The sequence below is a fragment of the Cellulosimicrobium sp. 72-3 genome (assembly GCF_013127315.1).
Lineage (GTDB): Bacteria > Actinomycetota > Actinomycetes > Actinomycetales > Cellulomonadaceae > Cellulosimicrobium > Cellulosimicrobium funkei.
This window is the reverse complement of sequence record NZ_CP053419.1, coordinates 2,712,835-2,739,642: the sequence shown is the minus strand read 5'-3', so window position 1 is coordinate 2,739,642 and position 26,808 is coordinate 2,712,835. Positions and strand designations below refer to the sequence as shown.

The window sequence follows — 26,808 nt, the reverse complement described above, 5'->3', positions numbered from 1 at the left end:
GGGGCCACGGACGACGAGAGCGCCCGCCGGGGACCGGCGGGCGCTCTCGTGGAGGAGTCGCGCGACTCAGGCGGGGCGGGTGACCTTGCCGGCCTTGAGGCACGAGGTGCACACGTTGAGGCGCTTGGGCGTCCCCGCGACCACGGCGCGCACGCGCTGGATGTTCGGGTTCCAGCGGCGCTTCGTGCGGATGTGGGAGTGCGAGATGCTGTGCCCGAAGCCCGGGCCCTTGCCGCAGACGTCGCAGTTGGCAGCCACGGTTTCTCCTGATCGTCGTGCACGTCGCGCACGCAGCGGCGACGTCCTGAATGGTCTGTAGGGTGTCCGGCCCGGTGTCCCTCGGCGGCTCCTCGACGACGTCGAGGGCGCGCGAAGCACCCGGGCAACCTCGTCAGGGTAGCCGATCCGAGGCCCTCAGCTCAAACCGGGTCCGCGTCACACGGATCACGCCGGAGCCGGGGCGGCTCGCCCCACGACCGGGGGCCGCGTTGACTACCGTGGTCCCGACGACCGCCGGGTCGTCCGACCCGCCGCGCGCGGCCGGGCCGTCCCCCAGCGTACGAGGAGCCGTCCCGACGTGAGCCCCGGAGCCGACGTGGTCGACGTCGCCGTCGTCGTCGCGTGGGGTCGTGGTGGTGTCCACGCCCTCGCCCAGGCGCGCGCGTCGCTCGACCGCGTGAACGTCTTCCCCGTGGCCGACGCGGACACCGGCACGAACATGTACCTCACGCTGCTCGACGCCGTGCGGGCGCTGCCAGCGGGCACGGCGGACGCCACGGGCGCAGCGGGTGGCGCGGGCGACGTCCTCGTGCGTCTCGCGCGCGGGGCGCTCGTCGGGGCGCGCGGCAACTCCGGCGTCATCCTCAGCGAGTACCTGCGCGGGCTCGCGCTCGAGCTCGCCGAGCACCGGACGGTCTCGGGCGCGGCGCTCGCCGTCGGCCTGGACCGCGCCGCGCGGACGGCGCGGGGTGCCGTCGCGCGCCCGGCGCCGGGCACGATCCTCACCGCGGCGGACGCGGCGGCCCGCGCGGCTGCGGACGTGGTCACGGACGGCGACCCCTCGCCCGGTGCCGTCGCCGCGGCGGCGCGGGACGGCGCCCGCGCGGCGGCGCTGCGCAGCACCGACGAGCTCGACGCGCTGGCACGGGCGCAGGTGCTCGACGCCGGTGCCCTCGGCCTCGTGCTCGTGCTCGGCGCGCTCGTCGCGGCGCTCGACGAGCGGACCGGCGGAGCGGACCGCACGCGGACCGACGAGCCGGGCCACGGGCTCGTCGACGCGCGCCTCGACGAGCCCGGCGCGGCACCGGGGGCCCCCGCGCCGGTCGTGTCGGAGGTGCTGGGCATGATGTCCGGCATGACGCCGGTCACCGGGTCGTCCGTGGGGACGGCGTCGGGGACCGAGGCCGCGCACGAGGGGGGCGAGTTCGAGGTGATGTACGTGGTCGACCTGCCGGGCGGTGCGCTCGCGGGCGCCGTGGGCGCGTCCGCGGCACCGGGGGAGCGGCTGCGGTCCGACCTGTCCCGGATCGGGGACTCCGTCGTGGTCGTCGGCGGCGCGGGCGACGACGGGTCGGGGCTGTGGCAGGCGCACGTCCACACCGACGACCCGATGGCGGCGGTCGTGGCCGGACGGGCGGTGCTCGCCGACGCCCAGGGCCGCGCGTCGCGGGAGGGAGCGGGGGCGCTCGTCGCGCTGCGGCAGGTCCGCGTGCGCCACCTGCCGGGCACGCACGGGCACGGCCACCTTCCGGAAGCGGCGGGCATCACGGCGGACGGCGGCCCGTCGGACGAGCCGGGGCTCGTCGCGGTGACCAGCTCACCGGGGCTCGTCGCGGACCTCGCGCGCGCGGGCGCCGTCGTGCTCCTGCGCGACGAGCCCGGTGCGCCCGACCTCGCGGCGCTGCACCGCGTCGCCGTCGACGCGCGCGCGGCGCACGTCGTGGTGCTGCCCGGCGGCGACCTCCCCGAGCGGGACGTCGCGACGCTCCGCGCGGCCCTGCGCGAGGACGGCGTCGAGTCGCTCGAGGTGCTCCCGGCCCCGACGGACCTGCACGTGACGGTCGCGCTCGCCGCCGCCCAGCTGGTCGACGGCCCCGGTCGCGTGGACGCCGTGCGGTCCGCTCTCGCCACGGTGCGCACGTCCCGGGCGTCGGCGGCCGGGACGGACGACCCCGAGGCCGCGCGCCGGCTCGTCGGGCTCCTGGAGGGCCTGCTCGAGCGTCCCGCCGAGGTCGTCACGGTCCTCGCGGACGACGACGTCCCCCTCCCGGCGCTCGACGCGCTCGCCCCCGCGGCCGCCCGCGCCGGGGCCGAGCTCGTGCTCCTGCGCTCGGGCCGGGTCGGCGGCACGGTCGCGCTCGCCGCGGAGGGCGCCGTCGTCCACCACGGCACGGACGAGGCGGTGGGCGCATGACGGACCGGCTGGCCGAGCCGCTGACCCGCGCCGTCGGGACGCGCAGCGCGGGACCGCTCGCGAAGCTCGGCCTCGAGACCGTGGGCGACCTGCTGCGCCACTACCCGCGCCGCTACGGCGACCCCGGCCGTCTCACGGACCTCGGCGGGCTCGCCCTCGGCGAGCACGTGACGATCGTCGCCCAGGTCCGCAGCGCGACCGTCCGGCGCATGCGCAACCGCGCGGGCGCCATCCTCGAGGCCGTCGTGACGGACGGTCCGCAGCAGCTCTCGCTCACGTTCTTCGCGAAGAGCCCCAACGTGCTGCGCTACCACGAGCAGCGGCTCGCGCCGGGGCGGCACGGCCTGTTCACGGGCGTCGTCGGCCTCTACCGGGGCACGCGCCAGCTCACGCACCCCGACTACAAGATCATCGGCATGGACGACGACGCCGAGGACGCCGAGAGCGCCGTCCTCGAGGCGAGCAGGCCGATCCCCATCTACCCCGCGAGCGGAAGCATCCCGAGCTGGAAGATCCAGCCGGCCGTGCGGACGGTCCTCGACCCGCTGCGCGAGGAGGACGTCCCCGACCCGCTGCCCGACGCCGTCCGCGAGCGGCGCGGGCTCGGCACCCGGCTCGAGGCGCTGCGCGACGTCCACGAGCCGTACGACGAGAAGCAGTGGCGGCGCGGTCGCGACCGGCTGCGGTACGAGGAGGCGTTCGTCCTCCAGGCCGCGCTCGCGCAGCGGCGTGCCCGGGCCGCCGCCGAGCCCGCGACCGCACGCCCGCCCCGGCCGGAGGGCGAGCCGGGCATCCTCGCGGACTTCGACGCGGCGCTGCCGTTCACGCTCACGCAGGGACAGCGCGAGGTGGGCCGGGAGATCGCCGACGACCTCGCGCTCGCGCGCCCCATGCAACGGCTCCTCCAGGGCGAGGTCGGCTCCGGCAAGACCGTCGTCGCGCTGCGCGCGATGCTCCAGGTGATCGACGCCGACGGCCAGGCGGCGCTCCTCGCGCCCACCGAGGTGCTCGCCGCGCAGCACGCGCGAACCCTGCGGGCGCTCCTCGGGCCGCTCGCCGAGGGCGGGTTCCTCGGGGGCGCCGACCACGGGACGCGCGTCGCGCTCCTCACCGGCTCGCTCGGCGCCGCGGCGCGCAAGGAGGCCCTGCTCGACGCCGCGAGCGGCGCGGCGGGGATCGTCGTGGGCACCCACGCGCTGCTCTCCGAGCACGTGCAGTTCGCCGACCTCGGGCTCGTGGTCGTCGACGAGCAGCACCGGTTCGGCGTCGAGCAGCGTGACGCCCTGCGGGCGAAGGCCCGCACCTCCCCGCACCTGCTGGTCATGACGGCGACGCCGATCCCGCGCACCGTCGCGATGACCGTGTTCGGCGACCTCGAGACGTCGTCGCTCACGGAGATCCCCGCCGGGCGGTCGGGCATCACGACGCACGTCGTGCCCGCCGGGAACCCGACCTGGATGGAGCGGACGTGGGCGCGCGTGCGCGAGGAGGTCGACGCCGGGCACCGCGCGTACGTGGTGTGCGCCCGCATCCACCCGGACGAGCCGGACGCCGACGCGGGCGGGACGGGGGGCGACGACTTCGACGACGTCCCGGACTTCCTGCTCGATCCCGACGCGCCCGACGCCGTCGAGCGGGCGCCGCTGCGCGCCGTGCTGGAGGTCGCGGAGGAGCTGCGCGCGCACCCGCGGCTCGCCGGGCTGACGGTCGGCGTGCTGCACGGCCAGATGCCGCCGGCCGAGAAGGACGCCGTGATGGCCGACTTCGCATCGGGAGCGGTCCAGGTGCTCGTCTCCACGACGGTCGTCGAGGTCGGCGTCGACGTCCCGGAGGCCACGGCGATGGTCGTGCTCGACGCGGACCGGTTCGGCATCTCCCAGCTCCACCAGCTCCGCGGGCGCGTCGGGCGCGGGTCGGCCGCCGGGCTGTGCCTGCTGGTCTCGACCGCGCAGCCGGGCACGCCCGCCGCGACGCGCGTCGAGACGCTCGCGCGCACGACGGACGGGTTCGAGCTCGCCACCGTCGACCTCGAGCTGCGCAGCGAGGGCGACGTCCTGGGCGCCGCCCAGTCGGGGCGTGCGAGCTCCCTGCGGCTCCTGCGCGTCGTCAAGGACGCGGACGTCATCGAGACCGCGCGGGCGGACGCGGCGGAGGTCGTCGCGCAGGACCCGGACCTCGCGGACCACCCGGCGCTCGCCGCCGCGATCCGCGAGCAGCTCGACCCCGAGCGCGAGGAGTTCCTCGAGCGTGCGTGACGGGGCGCCGCGGCGCCTGCGTAGGGTGGGCGCGTGACGAGGATCGTGGCGGGAACAGTCGGTGGGCGCACGCTGCAGGTCCCACCCCGCGGCACGCGACCGACGAGCGAGCGCGTGCGGGAGGCGATCTTCTCCCGGCTCGAGCACCTCGGCGTCGTCGACGACGCGCACGTCCTCGACCTCTACGCGGGCTCCGGCGCGCTCGGCCTCGAGGCGGCGAGCCGCGGCGCGGCCGACGTCACGCTCGTCGACTCCGCGCGGGTCGCGGCCGACGTCGCACGACGCAACGTCGCCGCCCTCGGCCTGTCGAACGTGCACGTCGTCGCGCAGCCGGCCGAGGCGTTCGTCGCGGGCGTGGCGGCGGCCGCGGCGCAGCGGTCGGCGGCCGGGGACGCGGCCGGAGCGGCCGGGGCGTCGTCCCCGGGGCGTGCGGGCCACGGGCCCTTCCACCTCGTGCTCGTGGACCCGCCCTACGACGTGACGGCCGAGGCGCTCGAGCGCGTCCTGGCGCACCTCGCGGTGCCCGGCGTGCTGGACCCGGCCGCCGTCGTCGTCGTCGAGCGCTCGACGCGCACGCCCGAGCCGACGTGGCCCGCCGGCTGGGAGCTCGTCGCGCACAAGGACTACGGCGAGACCGCGGTGTTCTTCGTCGGCCCGGAGCTCCCCGACGACGCATAGCCCGTCGACCAGGTGGTTCTGGTTCGTCCGGGTCGGTTGACGCACCCGGACCGCCTGCTCGGCCTGCCGGGACTGCCTGGTCGGTGGGGGCGTCCGCGGGACCGGGGGTCAGGCCGTCGGGGCTCGGGTCTCGGCCGGGGCGAGGGCGCCGACGGGCACGGTCGCGAGGGCGGCGGGGTCGTCCGGGTCGACGAGGCGGACGCTGTCCCCGCCCGCGGCGTCGAGCAGGCGGCGGGTCGCGGCGTCGTCGGCGAGCGTGCCCTCGCTCTCGCGGAGGTTCTCCGCGAGGAAGGCGCGCAGCGGCGCGGCCGGGACGTCGTCCTCGGCGGCGTGCGGACCGCGGGGGAACGACACGAGGAGGAGCGCGGGCACGCGCTCGCCGCCCGGACCGTCGCCGGGCTGGAAGTAGGGGAGCGCCAGGACGCGCGCGCCGAGGCGCGCGTAGAACCGGAGCCGCGCGACCGGGTCGCCGTGGGCCTCGCTGCCGGTGTGGTGCGCGGGGTGCTCGACCTCGCCCACGACGACGAGCGGGTCGAGCGCGCGCCAGTCGTCGAGCGCGGTGGTGACGAGACGGCGGCCCACGCCGCCGCCCCGGCGTCCGGGGGCGATCGCGAGGTAGAGCACGAGGAGGACGCGCGCGTCGGCGAACCACTCGCCGACGACGCCGGCGACGACGCGGTCCTCCTCGACGACGCCGAGGCTGCGCAGCCGCCCGCTCGCGTGGGCGTCGAGCAGCTCCTGCTCGTCGACGAGCTCGGCGGGCGGGAACGACGGCACGAGGACGTCGCGGTGCAGCGAGCGCAGCAGCGCGGGGTCGGTGAGCGGGACGACGGCGGGGGTGGTCACGTCGACCATCGTCGCGCCCGACGCCGGTCGGCGCGCGCCCGGCCGCGCCGCCCGGGTCCGGCGGCCCCCGTGTACTACCGTGACGAGGTGACCACAGCCGTCTGTCCCGGGTCGTTCGACCCGATCACCCTGGGCCACCTCGACATCGTCCGCCGTGCGCGCGCCCTCTTCGACGAGGTCGTCGTCGGCGTCGCGCGGAACGCGTCGAAGTCGGCGCTCCTGAGCGTCGACGAGCGCGTGGACCTCGCGCGGTCCGCGGTGCGGGACGCGGGGCTGGACGGCGTCCGGGTCGAGGTCGTGCCGGGGCTGCTCGTCGACTTCTGCCGCGACGTCGGTGCGACGGCGGTGGTCAAGGGCCTGCGCGGCGGTGCCGACTTCGACGCGGAGCTGCCGATGGCGCTCATGAACCGGCACCTCGCGGGGGTCGAGACGGTGTTCGTCGCGGGCGACGCCGCGCTCCTGCACGTCGCGTCGTCGCTCGTGAAGGACATCGCGCGGTACGGGGGACCGGTGGACGACCTCGTCCCGCCCGGGGTGGGCGACGCCGTCCGGGCGGCGCTGGCACGGACGCAGGGGACCAGCAGGTGAGCACGACGGGAAGGACCGGGTACGTGAGCGAGCAGCAGGACCGACGGCCGACGCACGAGGACCGCGCGGGCGAGGAGGCGCAGGTCGGGTTGAACGCGATCCTCGACGACCTCACGCACCTCGTCGAGTCGGCGCGCACGATGCCGATGTCCGCGTCGGTGCTGGTGCACAAGGGCGACGCCCTCGCGCTCCTGGACGAGCTGCGGGGCGCGCTGCCGGAGCAGCTCGCGCACGCGGACGAGGTGCTCGCGCAGGCGGACGCCGTGCTCGAGGACGCGCACCGGCAGGCGGAGGAGATCCTCACGACGGCGCGCGCCCGGGCGATCGAGCTCGTGCAGACGGAGCAGGTGGTGGTCCAGGCGGAGGCGCGCGCCCGCGACATCGTCGACGAGGCGCAGGAGGCGGCTGCCGTGCTGCAGCGCGACGCCGACGACTACTGCGACCGGCGGCTCGCGGACTTCGAGGTGGACCTCGGCAAGCTCCTCGCGCAGGTCCAGGCCGGCCGGGCGAAGCTCGCGGACCGGCTCGGCGACCGCTTCGGCGACGCCGACGAGTCGCCGTTCCCGGCGACGATGCGCGAGCGCGGCGGGGAGCGCGCGGCCCGCTGACGGGCGTGCCGGTCGCCGGACCCGACGACCGTCGCGGTCGCCACCGCGAAGGTGGCGACCACGGCGTCCGGTGACGTAAGATCGATGTTTGGCTCGTCGCGTCACGCGTCGACCCGTGCCTGGCAGCCGCCGTCGAGCGGTCGCCGGCCCCCGACCATCGTTGACCACCGTCCGCGGGCGCCCACGCCTGCGGGCTCCGATCCTGGAGCGCACCATCACCGCCGAGAAGACGTCGCCGCTCGTGCTCGACACGCACGAGCTCGGTCGGCGACCCGGGAGCATGCTGACGGTCCGCCGGACCGTCCCCGCGCCGGCCGACCTCGGGACCGCCGTCATCGGCATCCCCGAGGGCAGCGAGCTCGAGCTCGACCTGCGTCTCGAGGCCGTCATGGAAGGTGTGCTCGTCTCCGGGACGGTGACGGGACGCGCGGTCGGGGAGTGCGTGCGCTGCCTCGACACGGTGCACGAGGACGTCTCGGTCGAGCTCGGCGAGCTGTTCGCCTACCCGGAGCGCGCGAAGGCCGCCGAGGAGTCGGGCGACGACCTGGAGGACGCCGAGGACGTCTACGAGCTGGACGGCGACCTCGCAGACATCGAGCCCGCGCTACGGGATTCGGTCGTCACTGCACTACCATTCAGTCCGGTGTGCCGAGCGGACTGCCCGGGGCTGTGCTCCGAGTGCGGTGCGCGCCTGGCGGACGACCCGGGCCACACCCACGAACTTGTCGACCCTCGCTGGTCGGCGCTGGAGAGCATGTTCGACACCTCGAACGTGTCCGACGAGACGAAAGAGAGCTAGCCGTGGCTGTTCCGAAGCGCAAGATGTCGCGCAGCAACACCCGTGCGCGTCGTTCGCAGTGGAAGACGACCGCCGCGAACCTCACCACCTGCCCGCAGTGCAAGGGCGACAAGCTGTCGCACGCGGCGTGCCCGACGTGCGGTACCTACAAGGGCCGCCAGTACGCCGAGGCGCTGCGCACCGAGCACGCAGGCTGAGGCGCGTGGCACCGGCTGCACCGGCATCCGGTCTTCTCGAGAAGCTCGGGGTCCATCTGGACCCCGAGCTTCTCGTGCTTGCGCTCACGCACCGGTCGTTCGCGCACGAGAACGGCGGCATCCCCACGAACGAGCGTCTCGAGTTCCTCGGTGACACCGTCCTGGGCCTCGTCGTCACGGAGACCCTCTACCGCCGCCACCCCGACCTGTCCGAGGGCGAGCTCGCCAAGATGCGGGCCGCGACCGTCTCGCAGAAGTCGCTCGCCGCGATCGCGCGCCGGCTCGGCCTGGGGCAGTACGTGCTGCTCGGCAAGGGCGAGATCCGCACGCGCGGCAACGACAAGGACTCGATCCTCTCCGACACGGTCGAGGCGATCATCGGCGCGGTCTACCTGAGCCACGGCCTGGAGCCGGCCCGCGGGCTCGTGCTCGGGCTCGTCGAGCCGACGCTGTCGGCGGCGGCCGGTCTGGGCGCCGGGCTCGACTGGAAGACGTCGCTCCAGGAGGCCGCGGCCGCGGCCGGGCTGAGCGCGCCGTCGTACTCGAGCGACGCCGTCGGGCCGGACCACGCGCGGGTCTTCACGTCGTACGTGCACCTCGACGGCCGCCTCTACGGCACGGGCAGCGGGACGGCGAAGAAGTACGCCGAGCAGGAGGCCGCGGAGCGTGCGTACCGCGCGCTCGCGGCGGAGCAGGCCGAGCGCGAGGCGGCGTCCGCGGCCTCGCCGGTCGCGGCCGAGGACGCCGGTGCCTGAGCTGCCCGAGGTCGAGACCGTCCGCGACGGTCTCGCCCGCCACGTCGTGGGCGCCCGCGTCGTCGACGTGGAGGTGCTGCGCGACTACAGCGTGCGGCGCCACGAGGGCGGGCCGGCGGGCTTCCGCGACGAGCTGCTCGGTCAGCGGCTCGGCGCCGCGGTGCGCCGCGGCAAGTTCCTCTGGCTCCCGCTCGAGCCCGCCGCCGGGTCCGACGACGGCCCCGCCGCCGCCCTGCTGGCCCACCTCGGGATGTCGGGCCAGCTCCTCGTCCGCTCCGGCGTCGCGCTCGCCGACCGCTCGCCGCACCTGCGGGTGCGCGTGGTGCTCGAGCACGACGACCGCACCGCGTACGGTGCGCAGGCGCTCGACTTCGTCGACCAGCGCACGTTCGGGCACCTGTCCGTCCAGGACCTCGTCCCGACGCCCGACGGCGCCCCCGGCGGCCTCGGCTCCGACCTCGCCGCGGTCCCGGCGCCGGTCGCGCACATCGGCCGGGACCTGCTCGACCCGTCGCTGCGGCGCGACGACGTGGTGGACGCGATCCGGCGTCGTCGGACGGGCGTCAAGCGCGCGCTGCTCGACCAGACCGTCGTGTCCGGCGTCGGCAACATCTACGCGGACGAGGCGCTGTGGCGCGCCCGGCTGCACTACGCCCGCGCGACGGACACGCTGCGCCGTCCCGAGGCGCACCGTCTGCTCGACGCGGCGGCCGAGGTCATGACGGAGGCCCTCGCGCAGGGCGGCACGAGCTTCGACGCGCTGTACGTCAACGTGAACGGCCAGTCCGGCTACTTCTCGCGGTCGCTCGCCGTGTACGGGCAGGAGGGCGAGCCGTGCCCCCGGTGCGGCACGCCCGTCCGGCGCGACGAGTTCATGAACCGCTCGTCGTACACGTGCCCGCGGTGCCAGCCGCGCCCCCGCAACGGCCGCTGGTAGACCCCGGAAGCGCCCCTCAGCGGGGGACGACGTTGCGGAGCTCGCGGCCCGCGCGGAGCGCGTCGAGGTTGGCGTTGACGAGCTCGGACGCGCGCTGGGGCCGGTTGCCCGCGACGTGCGGCGTGAGGACCAGGCGCGGCGCGTCCCACAGGGGTGACTCCGCGGGCAGGGGCTCGGACCCGGTGACGTCGAGCGCGGCGCCGCCGAGGCGCCCGTCGTGCAGCGCGGCGACGAGCGCGTCCTCGTCGACCGTGGCGCCGCGGCCGACGTTGACGAAGACCGCGTGGTCGGGGAGCTGGTCGATCCGCGCGGCGTCGAACGCGTGCCGCGTCGTGTCGAGGGCGGGCAGGAGCGAGACGAGCACGTCGGTCGAGGCGAGCACGTCGGGGAGGTCGTCGTCGGTCACGACGGGGAAGCCGTGCCGCTCGCCGCGGCGGCTCGCGACGCCCGTCACGTCGGCGCCGAGCGCCGCGAGCAGCGGCGCGAGCCGGGCGGCGATCGAGCCGAAGCCCCACACGGTCACGCGTGCGCCGTCGAGCGTGTAGCGCGCTGCCGTCGCCGGGTCCGCCTGCGCCTGGTTCACCGCGGTGTCCCACCGGTGCTCGCGCTGCGCCGCCCCGAGCACGTCGAGCCGGCGCACGACGGCGAGGACCAGCGCGAGCGCGTGCTCGGCGACGGGGCCGTCGTGCAGGGACCGGCCCGAGGTGATCGTCACGTCCGGCCCGAACCCGGCCGCGAGCACGGCGTCGGGGCCCGCGGCGAGCGTCTGGACCCAGCGCAGGCGGGGGAGCCGCGCCGCGGCGTCGGCGAGGTTCTCCGCGGAGCCGCCCCACACCACGAGCACCTCGGCGTCGGCGTCCTCGGGACGGAACGGGGCCGCGGCGTCGTACACGACGACCTCGTCGTCCGGGCCCGCGTGCACGTCGAGGGCGATGGTGCCGGGCACGAGGATCTTCACCGCTGCTCCTTGAGGTCGTCCGTGGTGTCGTCACGGCCCTCGCGCTGCGCGGGACGGGCCGCCTCGCGAACGTATCACCGCGTCCGAGCCGCCACCGAGCCGGCACCGAGCCGCCCTCGCGCCACCTCTGAGCAGGCCCGGCGCCGACCCGCGCGGGTGCGGCGCCCGGTCCGCGCCCCCGGCCGAGCCCCGGACGACTCCCCAGGCGCGACCTGCGTCGCGGCGATATGTTCGCGGTGTTCCGACGACGCGCCGTCCGCGCGCCGTCCCGGTCGGCCCCGGCGGGGTCACGGCTTCGGGGGTGGGGGATGGGCTCGTCCACGGGCGCGCCGACGCACGCTGAGGTGCGCGCGGCGATCACGGCACGGACACCGAAGAACTACATCACGTGGCTCACGCTCGCGTTCATGATCACGTCGTCGGTCGCGAGCCTGCGCGCCGCGCCGACCATGGCGGTCTACGGCCTCGCGGCCGTGTTCCTCTACGTGGTCCCGGCGCTCGTGTTCCTGCTCCCGACGTCGCTCGTGTCGGCCGAGCTCGCGTCGGGGTGGTCCGGCGGTGTGTACCGCTGGGTCGCGGACGGCGTGTCGAAGCCGCTCGGGTTCCTCGCGATCTGGTGCCAGTTCGCGATGACGATCTTCTACTACCCGAGCCTGCTCGGGTACGTCGCGAGCACGTTCGCCTACGTCATCAACCCGAGCCTCGCGAGCAACGGGCTCTACGTCGCGATCGTCATCGTCGTGCTCTTCTGGACGGGCGTGTGGCTCTCCTCCCAGGGCACCAAGACGGTCGCGGGGCTGTCGAGCTGGGGCCTCGTCATCGGGACGCTCGTCCCGGCCGCGATCCTCGTCGTGCTCGGCATCGTCTTCCTGGCCCAGGGCAACCCGTCGGCCGCGCCGATGGACGCGCAGCACCTGCTGCCCGCCTGGACCGGGCTCGCGTCGCTGGTGCTCATCGTCAACAACTTCCTGTCGTACGCGGGCATGGAGATGAACGCGGTGCACGTGACGAGCCTGCGCAGGCCGGCCACGGAGTTCCCGCGGTCGATGTTCCTCGCGATCGGGCTCGTCCTCGTGATCTTCATCCTCCCGGCCGTCGCGATCAGCTGGGTGATCCCCGCCGACCAGCTCAGCCTGACCGCCGGGGTGATGCAGGCGTTCGACGCGTTCTTCGCCAACTTCGGCGTGAGCTGGCTGACGCCGATCCTCGGCCTCATGCTCATCGCGGCGTCGCTCGGCGGCATGCTCACCTGGCTCGCCGGACCGTCCAAGGGCCTGCTCACCGTCGCGCGCGAGGAGGGCTACCTGCCGCCGTTCCTGCAGCGGCTCAACAAGCACGGCGTGCAGCAGAACATCCTCGTCACGCAGGGCGTCATCACGACCGGCATCGCGCTCCTGTACGCCTTCATCCCCGACGTCTCGAGCGCCTACTGGATCCTGTCCGTCATCACGACGCAGGTGTACCTCGTCATGTACCTGCTGCTGTTCGTCGCGGCGGTACGGCTGCGCCGTCGGGCACCCGACCACCCGCGCGGGTACCGCGCGCCCGCGCTGACGCTCCTGTGCGTCGTCGGGTTCTGCGCCTCGGTGGCCGCGATGATCATCGGGTTCGTGCCGCCCGCGCAGTTCTCCAGCGGGAACGTGGGCGTCTACGTGCTGATCGTCGGTGGCGGCCTCGGGATCATCGGCATCCTCGTCCCGGCGCTCTTCTACCTGCTGCGCAAGCCGTCCTGGAAGGACCCCGAGGCCGCGGCGCTCGCGGCGGCGGACGAGGCGGGGGAGGGGGACGCGGCATGACCACGACCCGTCCCTCCCACGTCCCCGAGCACGAGCCCGAGCCGGTCTCGTCGAAGCGGTGGGTCACGTACACCGCCGCCGCGCTGCTCCTGGTCGCGCTCGGCGCCGTCATGCTGATCGTGTTCGACAACGTGCGGTCCAACCGCGACGCGCGCGAGGCCGAGCAGAAGGCGGCCGAGCTGCACGAGCAGTTCGCCGCGATCGGGATCACCGCCTTCAGCGAGGAGACGATCGCCGACGTCCTCGGCGACGACGGCGGCGGCTTCTGCGCCGACCCGGCCGCCCTCGTCGAGGCGACGGCCGACCTCGGCGCGGCGAACGGGGCCGCCGGCCCGGGCCTGCGGCCCTCGGTGCTCGACGAGCGCCGCCTCGCCGGCGACCGGCTCGTCATCGAGGTCTACTGCCCCGACCAGCTCGCCGCGTTCGACGCGTACGTGGACTCGCTCGACCTCGACCCCGGCCGCACCACCGAGCAGGGCGGCGAGGGCACCGACGCCACCACCGGAACCACGACCGAGGAGGACGCGTGAGCCAGCCGAGCACCGGAGCACGACCCGACGCCACCGGGCACGTCGAGGAGGTGCGCGCCGCCGTGCAGGGCCTCCTGCCGCGCGCGCTCGACGACCTGCGCACGCTCGTCGCCATCCCGTCCGTCGCCGACGAGCGCCTCTACCCCCGCGCCGAGTGCGAGCGCGCCGCGCGCTGGGTGGCCGACGCGTTCCGCGCGGAGGGGATCGACACGCGCCTGGAGGTCACGCCCGACGGGTCGCAGGTCGTCCTGGGCCACCGTCCCGGGCCCGACGGCGCGCCCACCGTCCTGCTCTACGCGCACTACGACGTCCAGCCGCCCCTCGACGACGCCGCGTGGACCAGCCCGCCCTTCGAGCTCACCGAGCGCGACGGTCGCCTCTACGGGCGCGGTGCCGCGGACTGCAAGGGGAACATCGTCACGCACCTCACCGCGCTGCGGGCCCTGCGCGCCCTGGGTGGCGACGACCTCCCCGTCGGGGTCCGGCTCGTCGTCGAGGGCTCCGAGGAGCAGGGGACGGGCGGCCTCGACCGGTGGGTCGAGGCGAACCCCGGGGCGCTCGCGGCCGACGCGATGCTCGTCCAGGACACCGGCAACGCCGAGCTCGGCCTCCCGACGCTCACCGTGACCCTGCGCGGCGCGGCGAACGTCGTCGTGCACGTCGAGGCGCTCGAGGGCGAGATCCACTCCGGCATGTTCGGCGGCGCCGCGCCCGACGCGCTCGCGGCCCTCGTCGCGATCCTCGCGAGCCTGCGGGACGAGCACGGCGACACGACCATCGACGGCGTGCCGGCCGCCGTCGCGCACGGCACGTGGGACGGGGTCGCGTACGACGAGGACCAGTTCCGCCGCGACGCGGGCGTGCTCGACGGCGTCGGGCTCGTCGGGACCGGCAGCGTCGCCGACCGGCTGTGGGCGCGGCCCGTCGTGACGATCCTCGGGATCGACGCGCCGAGCGTCGTCGGCTCGGCGGCCGCGATCCAGCCGCGCGCGTCCGCCCGGCTCAACCTGCGCGTGCCGCCCGGCGCGGACGCCCAGGACCTCCAGGACAAGCTCGTCGCGCACCTCGAGGCCCACGCACCCTGGGGGGTGCGCGTGCGGGTCGAGCGCGACGCCGTCGGGCAGCCGTTCGCGGCCCGCACGAGCGGGCACGTGTTCGACACGCTCACGGGGGCGCTCGCGGACGCCTACGGGCGCGAGACGGTCACCGCGGGCCAGGGCGGCTCGATCCCGCTGTGCAACGTGCTCGCGGGCCAGTACCCGGACGCGGAGATCGTGCTCCTCGGCGTCGAGGAGCCCGCGTGCCTCATCCACGCGCCGAACGAGTCGGTCGCGCCCAGCGAGATCGAGAACCTGGCGGTCGGCGAGGCGCTGTTCCTCGCGCGCCTCGGCGAGGGCTGACCCTGCGGGCTCATCGCACCGCGGGGGCCTCCTGGTCGAGCGCCCAGCGGTAGGCGGGGAGCGCGAGCAGCTCGGCGTGCGGCCCGCGCGCGACGACGCGTGCGGCGGCGCCGTCCGGCGCGTCGTCGGGGACCCCGAGGAGCAGCACCTCGTCGACCGCCTCCAGCGCGCTCAGCCGGTGCGTCGCGAGGACGACGCCGCGCCGGTCCTGCGCGGCGCGCGTCGTCGCGACGAGGTGCCGCACGAGCGCGTCGGCGCCGGCGGCGTCGAGATGCTCCGCGGGCTCGTCGAGCAGCAGCAGCGGGGCGGGGGACAGGAGCGCGCGGGCCACGAGCAGACGGCGGCGCTCGCCGCCCGAGACCGTGGTGGCGTCGGGGCCGAGCAGCGTCTCCAGGCCGTCGGGCAGCGCGGCGAGCCACGGGTCGAGACCGACGGCGCGTAGGGCGGCCTCGGCCTCCTCGGTCGTGACGTCGCCGCGCGCGACGCGCAGGTTCTCCAGCACGGTCGTGTCGAACACGTGCCCGTCCTCCGCGACGAGCACGACGTGGTGCGCCACGTCCTCGCGCGCGAGGTCGGCCGTCGGGACGCCGTCGAGGAGCACCCGCCCAGCGACCTCCGGGACGAGCCCGGCGGCGGTCGCGAGCAGCGTCGTCTTGCCGACGCCCGACGGTCCGACGACGGCGACCGCACGGCCCGGCGCGAGCGCGAGGTCCACGCCCTCGACGACGGTGCGTCCGGTGCCCGGCCAGCCGGCCGCGACGTCGTCGAGCATGAGGGACGTGCGCGGGTCCGGGGCGCGGCCCGCCTCGCCGGGGGCAGGGGTCGGGCCGCGGCCTGCCGCGGGCGCCGGCCCGTCGAGGAGCCCGACCACGCGCGCGGCGGCCTGCCGCGAGCGGTGGAGCTGGACGGCGGCGGCGGGCAGCGTGTTCGCCGCCTCGAACACCGCGAGGGGCGTGAGGACGATGACGGACAGCTCGACGGGCGCGAGCGTGCCGGCGGTGACGGCCGGGATGCCGAGCAGGAGCGACGCGAGCACCGCGAGGCCGACGGCGAGCGCGGCGATCCCGGCCGCGACCCCGGCGGGGCGGGCGCCGTCGTCGGTCACGCGGGCGAGTGCCCGGTCGGTCGCGCGCAGGTCGTCGAGGCGCGTGCCGAGGCGCCCGGACACGGCGAGCGGCCCGGACTCCTCGAGGATCTCCAGCGTCGTGGCGGTCATCGCCGCGCGCGTCGTGGCGCCGCGCGCCTCGACCTCGCGCGCCGACCGGGCGGAGAGCCACGGCGCGACGACGGCGGCGAGCAGGAGGCACAGTCCGAGCGCGACCCCGGCCGCGGGCAGGAAGGCGCCCACGAGCACGACGGACCCCACCGACACGGCGAGCGCGACCCCGGCGGGCACGAACGCGCGCACGACCACGTCGCCGACCGCGTCGACGTCCGCGCCGACGCGCGCGAGCAGGTCGCCGCGTCGCAGCCCGACGAGCGCGGCGGGCGAGCCCTGCGCGAGCGCGGTGTAGAGGTTGGCGCGCAGGGACGCCATGCCGCGCAGCGCGACGTCGTGCGACGCGAGCCGCTCCAGGTACCGGAAGACGCCGCGCGAGATGCCGAACGCGCGCACGCCGACGACCGCGACGGACAGCGTGAGGACCGGCGGCATCTGCGAGGCGCGCGCGATGAGCCACGCCGCGGCGGCCGCGAGGCCGACGGCGCTCCCGAGCGAGAGCGTGCCGAGCACGACCGCCCACACGACGCGGCGCCAGCGCACGTCGAGCAGCCCGACCGCGCGCCACAGAGGGTCGGCGGCGAGGCGGGCACGAGGTCCGGTCACGGGACGCTCCCCTCGGGGGTCGTGGAGGTGGCGGCGCCGACCGCCAGGGCAGTGCCCTGGGGGTCGGCCGGGTCGGCGTCCGGGCTCGCCGGGGACGGGTCGAGCCGTGCGGAGCGGACCTCGACCACGTCGTCCGCCGCGCGCACGAGCGAGGCGCGGTGCGCGACCACGACGACGGTGCGCCCCTGGTCGCGGAATGCGCGCACGGCGTCGAGCACGACCTGCTCGCCGCGCGCGTCCAGGTGGGCGGTCGGCTCGTCGAGCACGACGAGCGGGACGCGCGCCGGGTCGCCGAGCAGCGCCGCGGCGAGCGCGACGCGCTGGCGCTGGCCGACGCTCAGCCCGACGCCGCCGCGCCCGACCTCGGTGTCCCAGCCCGCGGGCAGCGTGGCGAGCACCGTGTCGAGGCCGGCGGTGCGCGCCGCGCGGTCGAGGTCGGCGTCGGTGACGTCCAGGCCGCCGGCGACGACGTCGCGCAGCCGCCCCGGCGCGAGCACGGGGCGCTGGGGGAGCCACGCGACCTGGGGCCAGTACGTCTGGGGGTCGACGTCGGCCAGGTCGAGACGGTCGCCGTCGGGCCCGGTGAGTGTCGCGGTGCCGCGGTCGGGCCGTACGAGGCCGAGCAGGACCATCGCCGTCGTCGTCTTGCCCGCGCCGCTCGGCCCGGTGAGGGCCACGACGCGGCCGCTCGACGTCCCGAGCCGGAGCTCGAGGTCGAGGTCGGCGGGCGCGAGCACGTCGCGCTCCCCGGCCCGCACGCTCACGCCGCGCAGGGCGAGCGTCGTCCCGGCGAGCGCGGGCGCGGGTGCGGTGCCCGGCGCGGGCGCGTCCTCGTCGAGGACGGCGAACGCCTGCTCGGCCGCGGCGATGCCGTCGGTCGAGGCGTGGAAGTGCAGGCCGACCTGGCGCAGCGGGAGGTAGACCTCGGGGGCGAGCACGAGGACGGCGAGCGCCGGCTCGAGCTCCATGCCACCGTGCACGAGGCGCAGGCCCACGCCCACCGCAACGACGGCCACGGACAGGGTCGTGAGGAGCTCGAGCACCATGCCGGAGAGGAACGCGACGCGCAGCGTGCCCATGGTGGCGCGGCGGTTGGCCTCGCCCAGCGCGCGCACGCGCCGCTCGGGGCCGCGCTCGCGACCGAACGCGAGGAGCGTCGGCAGACCGGCGAGCAGGTCGAGCACCTGCGCGCCGAGCCGCTGCATGACGACGAGGCGCCGCTCCGACGTGCCCGCGGTGAGGCGCCCGACGAGCGTCATGAAGATCGGGACGAGGGGGATGGTCACGGCGATGATCACGGCCGAGACCCAGTCCAGGCCCAGCACGACGGCGAGCGTCGCGGGCGTGACGGTGGCGGCGAGCAGGAGCTGGGGCAGGTACCGCACCATGTAGGGCTCGAGCTGGTCGAGCCCGCGCGTCGCGAGCGTCGCGACCTCGGGGCCGCGCCCCGAGGCCAGCCACCGCGGGCCGAGCGCCACGGCGTGCGTGACGACCTGCTCGCGCAGCTCGGCGACGGTCCGCGTCGCGGCACGCAGCGCGAAGCGCTCCTGCGCCCACGAGGTGCCCGCGCGCGCGGCGACGACGGCGGCGAGCAGCCCGACCCGCGGCCCGAGGTCGGCCAGGTCGGCCGTCCCCTGGACGGCCGGCGCGAGGACCGACGCGAGGACGAGGGCCTGGGCGACGACCAGGGCCGCCGTGGCGAACCCGAGCACCGCCGTCAGGACGACGTACCCTCGCGCGGCCCGCGCGTGGCGCAGGAGCCGCGGGTCGAGCGGCTTCACGAGCCGGAGCCCCCGCCGTCGGTCAGGCCGCGGCCGGTCGAGCCGCCCGAGGACGCCCCGCCGAACGCCGCCTCGCGGACCTTCTTGAGCGACAGGCCGGCGGGCGCGGGGATGTCCTTCGTCGACAGGCGGCGGCGGAACACCCAGTACGTCCACGACTGGTAGGCGATGACGAGCGGCGTGAGGATCACGGCGACCCACGTCATCACGGTGAGCGTGTAGTCGGTCGACGACGCGTTGTGCACCGTCAGCGAGTTCGCCGGGTCGACGGCGGGCATCACGTCGGGGTACATCGAGCCGAAGATCAGCACGACGGCGGCGACGATCGTCAGGGCCGACGCCGTGAACGCGCGTCCCTCGGAGCCCTTGCGGTTCGCGAGGAGCGTCGTCACGAGCCCGGCCGCGGCGAGCACGACGGCGGCCCACGTCCAGGGCACCGAGTACGCGACCTGGGCCCAGACTGCCCAGCCGCCGGCGAGCACGAGCGCGGCCACGCCGAAGACCGAGGCGTGCTGACGGGCGCGGGCGCGGATCTCGCCGTCGGTCTTGAGCGCGACGAAGACCGAGCCGTGCAGCAGGAACAGGCTCAGCGTGACGAGACCGCCGAGGAGCGCGAACGGCGACAGGAGCGAGAAGAAGCCGCCGACGAACTGGTGGTCGGCGTCGAGCTGCACGCCGCGCACGAGGTTGGCGAACGCGACGCCCCACAGCACGGCGGGGACCCACGACCCGACCTGGATCGCGACGTCGCAGCGGCGCGCCCAGCCCTCGTCGCGGATCTTGCCGCGGTACTCGAACGCGACGCCGCGCACGATGAGAGCGACGAGGATGAGCAGGAGCGGCAGGTAGAAGCCGGAGAAGAGCGTGGCGTACCACTCGGGGAAGGCGGCGAACGTCGCGCCGCCCGCGGTGAGCAGCCACACCTCGTTCCCGTCCCAGACGGGGCCGATGGTGTTGATGAGGACGCGGCGCTCCTTCTCGCGGTGCTCCTTGTCACCGCGCGGGAGGATCGACAGCAGCATGCCGACCCCGAAGTCGAAGCCCTCGAGCACGAGGTAGCCGGTCCACAGGACCGCGATGAGCACGAACCAGACGACGGCGAGATCCACGGTGTCTCCTGAGTTTTCTGGGCGGGTTCAGGCGCGTCGTGTCAGTACGCGAAGGACAGCGGACGGTCGGCGGACTCGGAGTCCTCGTCCGGCGGCTCCTGCGCCTCCGGGGACTCGTCGCGGACCGTGAGCGGGACGCCCTCGATCGCGTAGCGCCGCATGAGCGTGAACCAGACCGCGGCCAGCGCCCCGTAGACGAGTGTGAAGACGATCATCGAGGTCAGCACCACGCCGGGGCTCACCACGGTGGACACGCCGCGCTCGGTGAGCAGCCGGATCTGGTCGATGCCCGTCGGGTTCGGCGCGACGACCCAGGGCTGGCGGCCCATCTCCGTGAAGATCCAGCCGAACGAGTTCGCGAGGAACGGCATGGGGATGGCGATGAGGCCGACGCGCGCGAACCACTTGTTGTCCGTGACCCGGCCCTTGCGGGTGAGCCACAGCGCCATGAGCGCGAGGAGCACGGAGCCGGCGGCCATGCCGATCATGAGCCGGAAGGACCAGTAGGTCATCGCGAGGTTCGGCGTGTACGTGACGGGGTCGCCGGAGGCGGTGACGTCCCCGTAGCGCTCGGTCATCTGCTCCTGGACGTCCTCGACGCCGGGCAGGTAGCTCTCCGGCCCGGAGAAGTGGCCCGTGCCGAGGTAGGACGCGAGACCGGGGATCTCGATGAGGTGCCGGACGTTCTCGCACGAGTTCGACAGGTCGCCGATCGTGAGGATGGAGAACGCGGCGCCCTCCGAGCCCTGGCAGAGCGCCTCGGCCGACGACATCTTGCCGGGCTGCTGCTCGTACATGATCTTGCCCTGGATGTCGCCGGAGACGGCGACGCCGAGCCCGCCGACGAGCATGGCGATGACGCCGAGCGTGACGGCCGGGCGGTAGACGTCGCGCGCGAGCTCGACGTTCTCCGCCTTGCGGGTGCGCACGAGACGGACCATCCACCAGGCCGCGATGCCCGTGACGAACGTGCCCGCGGTGAGGAAGGTCGCCGTGATCTGGTGCGGGAACGCGGCCCAGAGGGTGTTGTTCGTGAGGACGGCGCCGATGTCGTTCATCTCGGCGCGCCCGGTCTCCGGGTTGAAGATCGCGCCGACCGGGTGCTGCATCCACGAGTTCGCGGCGAGGATGAAGAACGCGGAGAGGTTGGTCGCGATCGCGACGGCCCAGATGCACGCGAGGTGCACCTTCTTGTTGAGGCGGTCCCACCCGAAGATCCACAGGCCGAGGAACGTCGACTCGATGAAGAACGCGGCGAGCGCCTCCATGGCGAGCGGCGCGCCGAACACGTCGCCGACGAAGCGCGAGTACTCGCTCCAGTTCATGCCGAACTGGAACTCCTGCACGATGCCGGTGACGACGCCGAGCGCGAAGTTGATGAGCAACAGCTTGCCGAAGAACTTCGTCAGGCGCAGCCAGCGCTCGTTGCCGGTGCGGACCCACGCCGTCTGCATGATCGCGACGAGCGGCGACAGGCCGATCGTCAGCGGGACGAAGATGAAGTGGTAGACGGTCGTGATGGCGAACTGCCACCGCGCCAGGGCTAGGGCATCCACGTGCGCTCCTCGGGGGGCCCGACCGGGTCGGGGAAGGGACAACGGCGTAGGGGAGTGTTGCCGGAGCCGGCGGCCGGACGACCGGTCGCCTCCTCCGACGGTAGTTCCAATCTGCCGCATCAGCAGGGCCGGAAATGACGAGGAGTACTGAAAACACGCCGCTTGTGACTATGTTCACAAGGTCCCGGGACGTTGGTCCCGACCCCCCGGGACCGGCGGCCCGGGGCGCGGTGCGTGTCGCCCGGGTTCGTCCGCACCCCTGTGCGATACTGGGCGGAGCCGGGCGGGCTCCGCATCGCTCACCCGGCGAGCACGAGATCGCGGCACCAGCGGACCGCGGCAGTCGGCGCGCCGACCGGGGCGAAGGGCCCGGTGGCAGGCGCCCGCGCCGCGCACGCGGACCGCGGCCGTGACCGACGACTTCCGTCGCCGGACGACGCGCTCCGGTGCGCTCGTCCCGAGCGACGACCGACCGCCCGACGGGCCGCACGGTGCGGGGCGGTCCCTGTGGCAGCAGGAGCACGACGCGTGACGCTCGACAGCACCTCCGACAGCACCCCCTCAGAGTCGACGGCGGACGCCGCCGCGGACCGGGCCGAGAGCCCGACGACCCCGGCGCGCAAGCCCGCCCGCCGCCGCGCGACGCGCAGCGCGGCACCGCCGCAGACGCCGCCCGCGGTGACGGCTGCCTCCGACGTCGCCGCGTCTGCGGCGGCCACCGCGGACGCGACCCCGGCGCCCGAGGCGCCCGTGACCGCACCCGAGGCCACGCCCCCGCCCGCGCGCCGCTCGCGTCGCGCGACCCGCACCACGCCGTCCGTCGCCGCTCCGGCGGCCGACGCGGCTCCCGCTGCGTCCGCCCCGGCCGACGTCCCGGCGGACGCGAGCCCCGCGGCCGCCGACGCCGCGGCGGAGCCGCCGGCGGCAGAGCCCGCCCCGCGCGCCCGCGCGCCGCGCCGCGCCCAGGGTGGCGGCAAGAAGGCGAAGGCCCCGGCCGGCGACGCGCCGCTCGACGTCCTCTCCGAGTTCGGCCTCAGCGCACCGCCCGCCGCCGAGCAGGCCCCGGCCGCCACGGTGGCGCCCGACGCCGACGCCCTGCTGGGAGCCGCCGACGCCCCGCGCCGCGCGAAGCGCACCCGGGCGACGCGCACGACCGCGCAGGCTCCGGCCGTCGAGGCCGCGCCGGTCGCCGAGCCGGACGCCCCGGCCGCAGACGCCGCGCCGTCAGGCACGCCGACGACGGCCGAGCCCGTCGAGGCACCCGCCGCGAAGAAGCCCGCGCGCCGGTCGCGCCGCGCGACCTCCGCGGCAACGGCCCCGACCGCCGAGTCCGCAGCCCCGGCCACCGAGGCTGCGGCACCGGCCGCGGCCGACGCGCCGTCCGCCGCCGAGCCGACTCCCGCCGAGGCAGAGGCGCAGGCGTCCGCGGAGCCCGCGAAGAAGCCGGCGCGCCGCTCGCGCCGCGCCACCTCGAAGCCCGCCGAGGCGGCACCGGAGGCGACCGCCGCGGCCGACAGCACGGCCGCGCCCGGGGCCCCGGCCGCTGCCGCGTCGTCGGCCCCGGCCGGCGGCCCGGCGTCGCCCGCCGCGACGGGAGCGGGGACCAGCACCCCGCGCCTCGCGACGACCGCCCTGCTCTTCCAGGCGCCCGACCCGGCTGCCGCGCCACGCCGTCCGCGTCGTGCGCAGAGCCCGGCCGGGCCGCCCCGCCACGTCGAGCCGGCCGCCCCGGCACCCGCGACGACGGAGCCGGTCGCCACGACGGAGCCGGTCGCGACGACGGAGCCGACGGCGACGCCCGAGCCCGCCACCGGGACCCGCAGCCGTCGCGGCCGGAGGGCGTCCGGGCCCGCGTCCCGCGCGGCCGAGCCGCGCACGCCCGAGTCGCAGCCGGCTGAGCCGTCGACCCCCGTCGAGGAGCCCGCCGCCACCGAGCTCGTCCTCACGGGCGAGGACGCGGCCGCGGTCGAGGAGATCGAGGCCATCGAGTCCGAGCTCGTCGCCGAGGGCGTCGAGGTGCCCGAGGACGCGTTCGGGCCGGAGGACTTCGTCGAGCTCGACGAGGCGGAGGAGCCCGACGAGCAGCCTGCGACCGACGAGGCCGACGCCGACGCCGACTCCGACTCCGACTCCGGCCCGCGCCGCCGCCGCCGTCGTGGTGGCCGCGGGCGTCGTGGTCGTCCGGACGGGGGACGTGACCAGGACCGCGAGCAGGAGCGCGACCAGGACGAGGACGACGCCACGCCGTCGGCGCAGGACGACGAGCCGGCCGACGCGGCGGCGCCGGCCGACGCCGAGGAGACCGACCACGAGCCCGGGGACGAGCAGGGCGAGGACGAGGCGGGCAGCAGCCGCCGCCGTCGCCGTCGTCGCCGCGGGAGCCGGGGCGAGGGCGAGACGACCACGACGCGCTCCCGCCCGCGCGAGCGCAGCCTGGCCGACGAGGTCACCGCGCTCAAGGGCTCCACGCGGCTCGAGGCGAAACGCCAGCGCCGCCGCGAGGGCCGCGACGCGGGTCGTCGTCGCCAGATCATCACCGAGGCGGAGTTCCTCGCGCGCCGCGAGTCGGTCGAGCGGTCGATGGTCGTGCGCGAGCGCGGCGGCCGCACGCAGATCGCCGTGCTCGAGGACGGCGTGCTCGTCGAGCACTACGTCTCGCAGCAGTCGCAGGCGTCGATGGCGGGCAACGTGTACCTGGGCCGTGTCCAGAACGTGCTGCCCAGCATGGAGGCCGCGTTCATCGACGTCGGCAAGGGCCGCAACGCCGTCCTGTACGCGGGCGAGGTGAACTGGGACGCGGCCGGGCTCGAGGGCCAGCCGCGCCGCATCGAGCAGGCGCTCAAGTCGGGCGACTCCGTGCTCGTGCAGGTCACCAAGGACCCGATCGGGCACAAGGGCGCACGCCTCACGTCGCAGATCACGCTCGCGGGCCGCTACCTCGTGTTCGTCCCCGGCGGCGGCATGACCGGCATCAGCCGCAAGCTCCCCGACACCGAGCGCAACCGCCTGAAGAAGATCCTCAAGGAGGTCGTGCCCGACGGCGCGGGCGTCATCGTGCGCACCGCCGCCGAGGGCGCGAGCGAGGAGGAGCTGCGCGCCGACGTCGAGCGCCTGCGCGGCCAGTGGGAGGCCATCGAGAAGAAGTCGAAGAGCGCGTCGGCACCCGCCCTGCTCCAGGGCGAGCCGGACCTCGCGATCCGCGTCGTCCGCGACATCTTCAACGACGACTTCAGCTCGCTCGTCGTCGAGGGCGACGGGGCGTGGTCGGAGATCTCGACGTACGTCGAGGAGCTCGCGCCCGACCTGCGCGAGCGCGTCTCGAAGTGGACGGGCACGCAGGACGTCTTCACGGTGCACCGCGTCGACGAGCAGCTCGCCAAGGGCATGGACCGCAAGGTCTGGCTGCCCTCGGGCGGGTCGCTCGTCATCGACCGCACCGAGGCGATGACCGTCGTCGACGTCAACACCGGCAAGTTCACCGGCTCGGGCGGCACGCTCGAGGAGACGGTGACGCGCAACAACCTCGAGGCGGCCGAGGAGATCGTCCGCCAGCTCCGGCTGCGCGACATCGGCGGCATCATCGTCATCGACTTCATCGACATGGTGCTCGAGTCGAACCGCGACCTCGTGCTGCGCCGCCTCGTCGAGTGCCTGGGCCGGGACCGGACCAAGCACCAGGTCGCGGAGGTCACGTCGCTGGGCCTCGTCCAGATGACGCGCAAGCGCGTGGGCCAGGGCCTCGTCGAGGCGTTCAGCGAGACGTGCGAGCACTGCCACGGGCGCGGGTTCATCGTGCACACCGACCCGATCGAGAAGTCGGGCGGCAACCGCGGCGGCCACGACCACGGCAACCACGGCAACGGGAACGCCGGGGGCAACGGGGGCGGCGCCGCCGCCGACGAGCCCGCCGAGGGCGGCCGCTCGCGGTCGCGCCGCAAGCGCGGTTCCGGCTCGGGCGCCTCGGCGCCGAAGGACACCGGGATCACCCTCCCGCAGCCCGCCGTCCCGGTCCTGCCGGAGGTCACGTCGGAGGCGCGGGCCGCGGTCAAGGCCACGCTCGCGACGATCGCGGCGGCCGCGGCGCACGCCCACGAGCACGACGGCGCCGAAGCGCCGGCGGACGGCTCTGCGCCGACGGCGGGCGACGACAGCGTGTCGGAGCCCACCGAGAGCTGAGCGGTGCGGGAGGGGCGGGGGTCTGCGGACCCTCGCCCCTGCCGCGTCCCCGGGCGGTCTTCGTGCACGTCACCCGCACCTGGCATCATGCGCGCATGGGTTACGACCTCTCGGGCCGCCTCGTCGTCGGCGTCGCCTCGTCCGCACTGTTCGACCTCACCGAGTCCGACCGCGTGTTCCGCACGCAGGGGGAGGCGGCGTACCGCGACTTCCAGGAGCGCCACCGCGACGACGCGCTGGCCCCCGGCGTCGCCTTCGGGTTCGTGCGCCGCCTGCTCGCGCTCAACGACCTCGCGCCCTCCGCCGACGACCCGCTCGTCGAGGTCATCGTCATGTCCCGCAACTCCCCGGAGACCGGCCTGCGCGTCATGCGCTCGGTGCGGCACCACGACCTCGACATCACGCGCGCCGTCTTCCGCCAGGGGCGCAGCCCGCACGAGTTCATCCGTCCCCTGCACGTGGACCTCTTCCTCTCGGCCGACGAGCGCTCCGTGCGCGACGCCGTCGACCTGGGCCTGCCCGCGGGGTACGTGCTCGACCCGACGTTCGCCGACGAGGAGGGCGACGAGCTGCGCATCGCGTTCGACTTCGACGGCGTCCTCGCCGACGACTCCTCGGAGCGCCGCTACCAGGACGGCGGGCTCGCGTCGTTCCGCGAGCACGAGGTGCTCAACGCCGACGTGCCGCTCGGCCGGGGGCCGCTGCGCGAGCTCCTCGTCGGCATCCACCGCGTGCAGGTCGTCGAGCGCGAGCGGCACGCGACCGACCCGTCCTACCGGCCGCGCGTGCACGTCTCGCTCGTCACGGCCCGCTCGGCCCCGGCGCACGAGCGCGCGGTCGCGACGCTCTCCTCGTGGGGCGTGACGGTCGACGACGCGTTCTTCCTCGGGGGCGTGGACAAGGGTGGCGTGCTCGAGGTGCTGCGGCCGCACATCTTCTTCGACGACCAGCGTGCCGTGGTCGAGGCGGCGCGCCGGGTCGCGCCGTCGGTCCACGTGCCGTACGGCGAGCTGAACCGCGGCGTCCTGCCGGCCGACCCGGCCCTCGACGCGCGGCCGACGCGTGCGGCCGACGTCGCGCCGCCCGCACCCGGTCGCCGGGAGGCAGCCACCCCGCCCGCGCCCGGCGCGTCGGCGGAGCGCGACGCGGACGACGAGCGGCCGGCCCACGACCCGGCGGGGGAGCGGCCGACGCCCGACCCGGCGGGCGAGCGCACCGCGGAGGGCGGCCGTGCGTCGGGCACCGGGACGCGCGAGCTCCCGCTCGTCCGGTCCGTCCCGGGGATCGGCGGGCCCGGGCTCGCCGGGATCGCGGCGGGGGTGTCGACGGCCGAGCCGACGCCCGCGCCCGAGGGGGAGAGGACGGCACCCGCTCCCGACGCCCGGGCCGACGCCGCGTCCCCGGCGGCGTCCGGCGACGAGCAGGTCGACGCACCGACCGACGCGGGTACCCCCGCCCCGTCCGGCACGACGCTCCTCAGCCGCCGGGACGCGCGGCCTGGCGCCCCCGACCGCGTCTCCGTCCTCGGCCCCGCCGGGGAGCCGAAGCCGCTGCCCGTCCGGCCGTCGTCGAACGGCGGCGCGCGCCACCACTGAGCCGGT

22 protein-coding genes are annotated in these 26,808 nt (G+C 75.8%); 15 read left to right on the top strand and 7 right to left on the bottom strand.

Annotated features, from left to right (window positions below; genetic code table 11):
• Positions 1-66: 66 nt before the first annotated feature.
• Positions 67-258: a 50S ribosomal protein L28 gene (gene rpmB, locus HKK73_RS12425; RefSeq protein ID WP_024840757.1), complete on the bottom strand. Its 192-nt coding sequence runs from the start codon at positions 256-258 to the stop codon at positions 67-69.
• Positions 259-577: 319 nt separating this feature from the next.
• Between rpmB and HKK73_RS12420 the strand changes: the two genes are divergently transcribed.
• Genes HKK73_RS12420 through rsmD form a run of 3 tightly spaced genes read left to right on the top strand, consistent with a single transcriptional unit; the run spans position 578 to position 5,346 of the window.
• Complete coding sequence (locus HKK73_RS12420) at positions 578-2,413, top strand: DAK2 domain-containing protein (protein ID WP_171468123.1); 1,836 nt, start codon at positions 578-580, stop codon at positions 2,411-2,413.
• A complete protein-coding gene (locus HKK73_RS12415; RefSeq protein WP_171468122.1) occupies positions 2,410-4,668 on the top strand; it encodes an ATP-dependent DNA helicase RecG in 2,259 nt (752 codons plus the stop codon). The genes HKK73_RS12420 and HKK73_RS12415 overlap by 4 nt, the downstream gene beginning before the upstream one ends.
• A 33-nt stretch (positions 4,669-4,701) precedes the next feature.
• Entirely contained in the window at positions 4,702-5,346 is a 645-nt protein-coding gene (gene rsmD / locus HKK73_RS12410; protein WP_086151161.1) for a 16S rRNA (guanine(966)-N(2))-methyltransferase RsmD, read from the top strand.
• A gap of 108 nt (positions 5,347-5,454) precedes the next feature.
• Here the strand turns inward: rsmD and HKK73_RS12405 are convergent, their stop codons facing one another.
• A complete protein-coding gene (locus tag HKK73_RS12405; RefSeq protein WP_171468121.1) occupies positions 5,455-6,192 on the bottom strand; it encodes a GNAT family N-acetyltransferase in 738 nt (245 codons plus the stop codon).
• 87 nt (positions 6,193-6,279) lie between these two features.
• Here HKK73_RS12405 and coaD point away from each other — a divergent pair, with 87 nt between their 5' ends.
• The 6 genes from coaD (at position 6,280) to mutM (ending at position 10,076) form a co-directional block, all read left to right on the top strand.
• On the top strand, positions 6,280-6,780 hold the full coding sequence (coaD, locus tag HKK73_RS12400; RefSeq protein WP_031315746.1) for a pantetheine-phosphate adenylyltransferase: 501 nt from the start codon (positions 6,280-6,282) through the stop codon (positions 6,778-6,780).
• A 23-nt stretch (positions 6,781-6,803) separates the two neighbouring features.
• Complete coding sequence (locus tag HKK73_RS12395; RefSeq protein ID WP_228485008.1) at positions 6,804-7,388, top strand: hypothetical protein; 585 nt, start codon at positions 6,804-6,806, stop codon at positions 7,386-7,388.
• Between the two features lie 280 nt (positions 7,389-7,668).
• On the top strand, positions 7,669-8,187 hold the full coding sequence (locus HKK73_RS12390; RefSeq protein WP_163187270.1) for a DUF177 domain-containing protein: 519 nt from the start codon (positions 7,669-7,671) through the stop codon (positions 8,185-8,187).
• 2 nt (positions 8,188-8,189) lie between these two features.
• A complete protein-coding gene (gene rpmF, locus HKK73_RS12385; protein WP_021482203.1) occupies positions 8,190-8,384 on the top strand; it encodes a 50S ribosomal protein L32 in 195 nt (64 codons plus the stop codon).
• 5 nt (positions 8,385-8,389) lie between these two features.
• Complete coding sequence (rnc, locus tag HKK73_RS12380) at positions 8,390-9,139, top strand: ribonuclease III (protein WP_051028283.1); 750 nt, start codon at positions 8,390-8,392, stop codon at positions 9,137-9,139.
• Positions 9,132-10,076 (top strand): bifunctional DNA-formamidopyrimidine glycosylase/DNA-(apurinic or apyrimidinic site) lyase, encoded by a 945-nt coding sequence (gene mutM / locus HKK73_RS12375; protein ID WP_168944353.1) that lies wholly within the window; start codon positions 9,132-9,134, stop codon positions 10,074-10,076. Before rnc ends, mutM begins: the two co-directional genes overlap by 8 nt.
• 16 nt (positions 10,077-10,092) lie before the next feature.
• On the opposite strand, the gene HKK73_RS12370 is transcribed toward mutM, so the two are convergent.
• On the bottom strand, positions 10,093-11,034 hold the full coding sequence (locus tag HKK73_RS12370; protein WP_171468120.1) for an NAD(P)-dependent oxidoreductase: 942 nt from the start codon (positions 11,032-11,034) through the stop codon (positions 10,093-10,095).
• 308 nt (positions 11,035-11,342) lie between these two features.
• On the opposite strand from HKK73_RS12370, the gene HKK73_RS12365 reads away from it, so the two are divergent.
• From HKK73_RS12365 to HKK73_RS12355, 3 genes are read left to right on the top strand one after another with little or no spacing between them, the layout of a single operon-like run.
• Entirely contained in the window at positions 11,343-12,830 is a 1,488-nt protein-coding gene (locus tag HKK73_RS12365) for an APC family permease (RefSeq protein ID WP_086151157.1), read from the top strand.
• A complete protein-coding gene (locus HKK73_RS12360; protein ID WP_171468119.1) occupies positions 12,827-13,360 on the top strand; it encodes a hypothetical protein in 534 nt (177 codons plus the stop codon). The genes HKK73_RS12365 and HKK73_RS12360 overlap by 4 nt, the downstream gene beginning before the upstream one ends.
• A complete protein-coding gene (locus tag HKK73_RS12355; protein WP_171468118.1) occupies positions 13,357-14,760 on the top strand; it encodes a dipeptidase in 1,404 nt (467 codons plus the stop codon). Before HKK73_RS12360 ends, HKK73_RS12355 begins: the two co-directional genes overlap by 4 nt.
• A 10-nt stretch (positions 14,761-14,770) precedes the next feature.
• On the opposite strand, the gene cydC is transcribed toward HKK73_RS12355, so the two are convergent.
• The 4 genes from cydC to HKK73_RS12335 are packed head-to-tail and all read right to left on the bottom strand — an operon-like array spanning position 14,771 to position 21,031.
• Entirely contained in the window at positions 14,771-16,585 is a 1,815-nt protein-coding gene (cydC, locus tag HKK73_RS12350; protein WP_171468117.1) for a thiol reductant ABC exporter subunit CydC, read from the bottom strand.
• The gene (gene cydD / locus HKK73_RS12345) at positions 16,582-18,366 is read right to left on the bottom strand and encodes a thiol reductant ABC exporter subunit CydD (RefSeq protein WP_171468116.1); all 1,785 of its coding nucleotides are present in this window, start codon (positions 18,364-18,366) and stop codon (positions 16,582-16,584) included. The genes cydC and cydD overlap by 4 nt, the downstream gene beginning before the upstream one ends.
• Entirely contained in the window at positions 18,363-19,475 is a 1,113-nt protein-coding gene (cydB, locus tag HKK73_RS12340) for a cytochrome d ubiquinol oxidase subunit II (RefSeq protein WP_085387659.1), read from the bottom strand. The genes cydD and cydB overlap by 4 nt, the downstream gene beginning before the upstream one ends.
• 41 nt (positions 19,476-19,516) lie before the next feature.
• Positions 19,517-21,031, bottom strand: a complete 1,515-nt coding sequence (locus HKK73_RS12335; protein WP_061266797.1) for a cytochrome ubiquinol oxidase subunit I — start codon at positions 21,029-21,031, stop codon at positions 19,517-19,519.
• Between the two features lie 409 nt (positions 21,032-21,440).
• Here HKK73_RS12335 and HKK73_RS19300 point away from each other — a divergent pair, with 409 nt between their 5' ends.
• From HKK73_RS19300 to HKK73_RS12325, 3 genes are all read left to right on the top strand, one after another.
• Complete coding sequence (locus HKK73_RS19300) at positions 21,441-21,563, top strand: hypothetical protein (protein WP_255181389.1); 123 nt, start codon at positions 21,441-21,443, stop codon at positions 21,561-21,563.
• Complete coding sequence (locus HKK73_RS12330) at positions 21,560-25,207, top strand: Rne/Rng family ribonuclease (protein ID WP_171468115.1); 3,648 nt, start codon at positions 21,560-21,562, stop codon at positions 25,205-25,207. Before HKK73_RS19300 ends, HKK73_RS12330 begins: the two co-directional genes overlap by 4 nt.
• A 95-nt stretch (positions 25,208-25,302) precedes the next feature.
• Positions 25,303-26,802, top strand: coding sequence for a 5'-nucleotidase (locus HKK73_RS12325; RefSeq protein WP_171468114.1), 1,500 nt, complete (start codon positions 25,303-25,305; stop codon positions 26,800-26,802).
• The last annotated feature ends 6 nt before the right edge of the window (positions 26,803-26,808 follow it).

What these genes read in the sequence shown, in the direction of transcription:
- HKK73_RS12365 (WP_086151157.1), top strand. Translation starts at nt 11,343, where the DNA reads ATGGGCTCGTCCACGGGCGCGCCGACGCACGCTGAGGTGCGCGCGGCG.
- HKK73_RS12415 (WP_171468122.1), top strand. Translation starts at nt 2,410, where the DNA reads ATGACGGACCGGCTGGCCGAGCCGCTGACCCGCGCCGTCGGGACGCGC.
- HKK73_RS12390 (WP_163187270.1), top strand. Translation starts at nt 7,669, where the DNA reads ATGCTGACGGTCCGCCGGACCGTCCCCGCGCCGGCCGACCTCGGGACC.
- HKK73_RS12325 (WP_171468114.1), top strand. Translation starts at nt 25,303, where the DNA reads ATGGGTTACGACCTCTCGGGCCGCCTCGTCGTCGGCGTCGCCTCGTCC.
- HKK73_RS12360 (WP_171468119.1), top strand. Translation starts at nt 12,827, where the DNA reads ATGACCACGACCCGTCCCTCCCACGTCCCCGAGCACGAGCCCGAGCCG.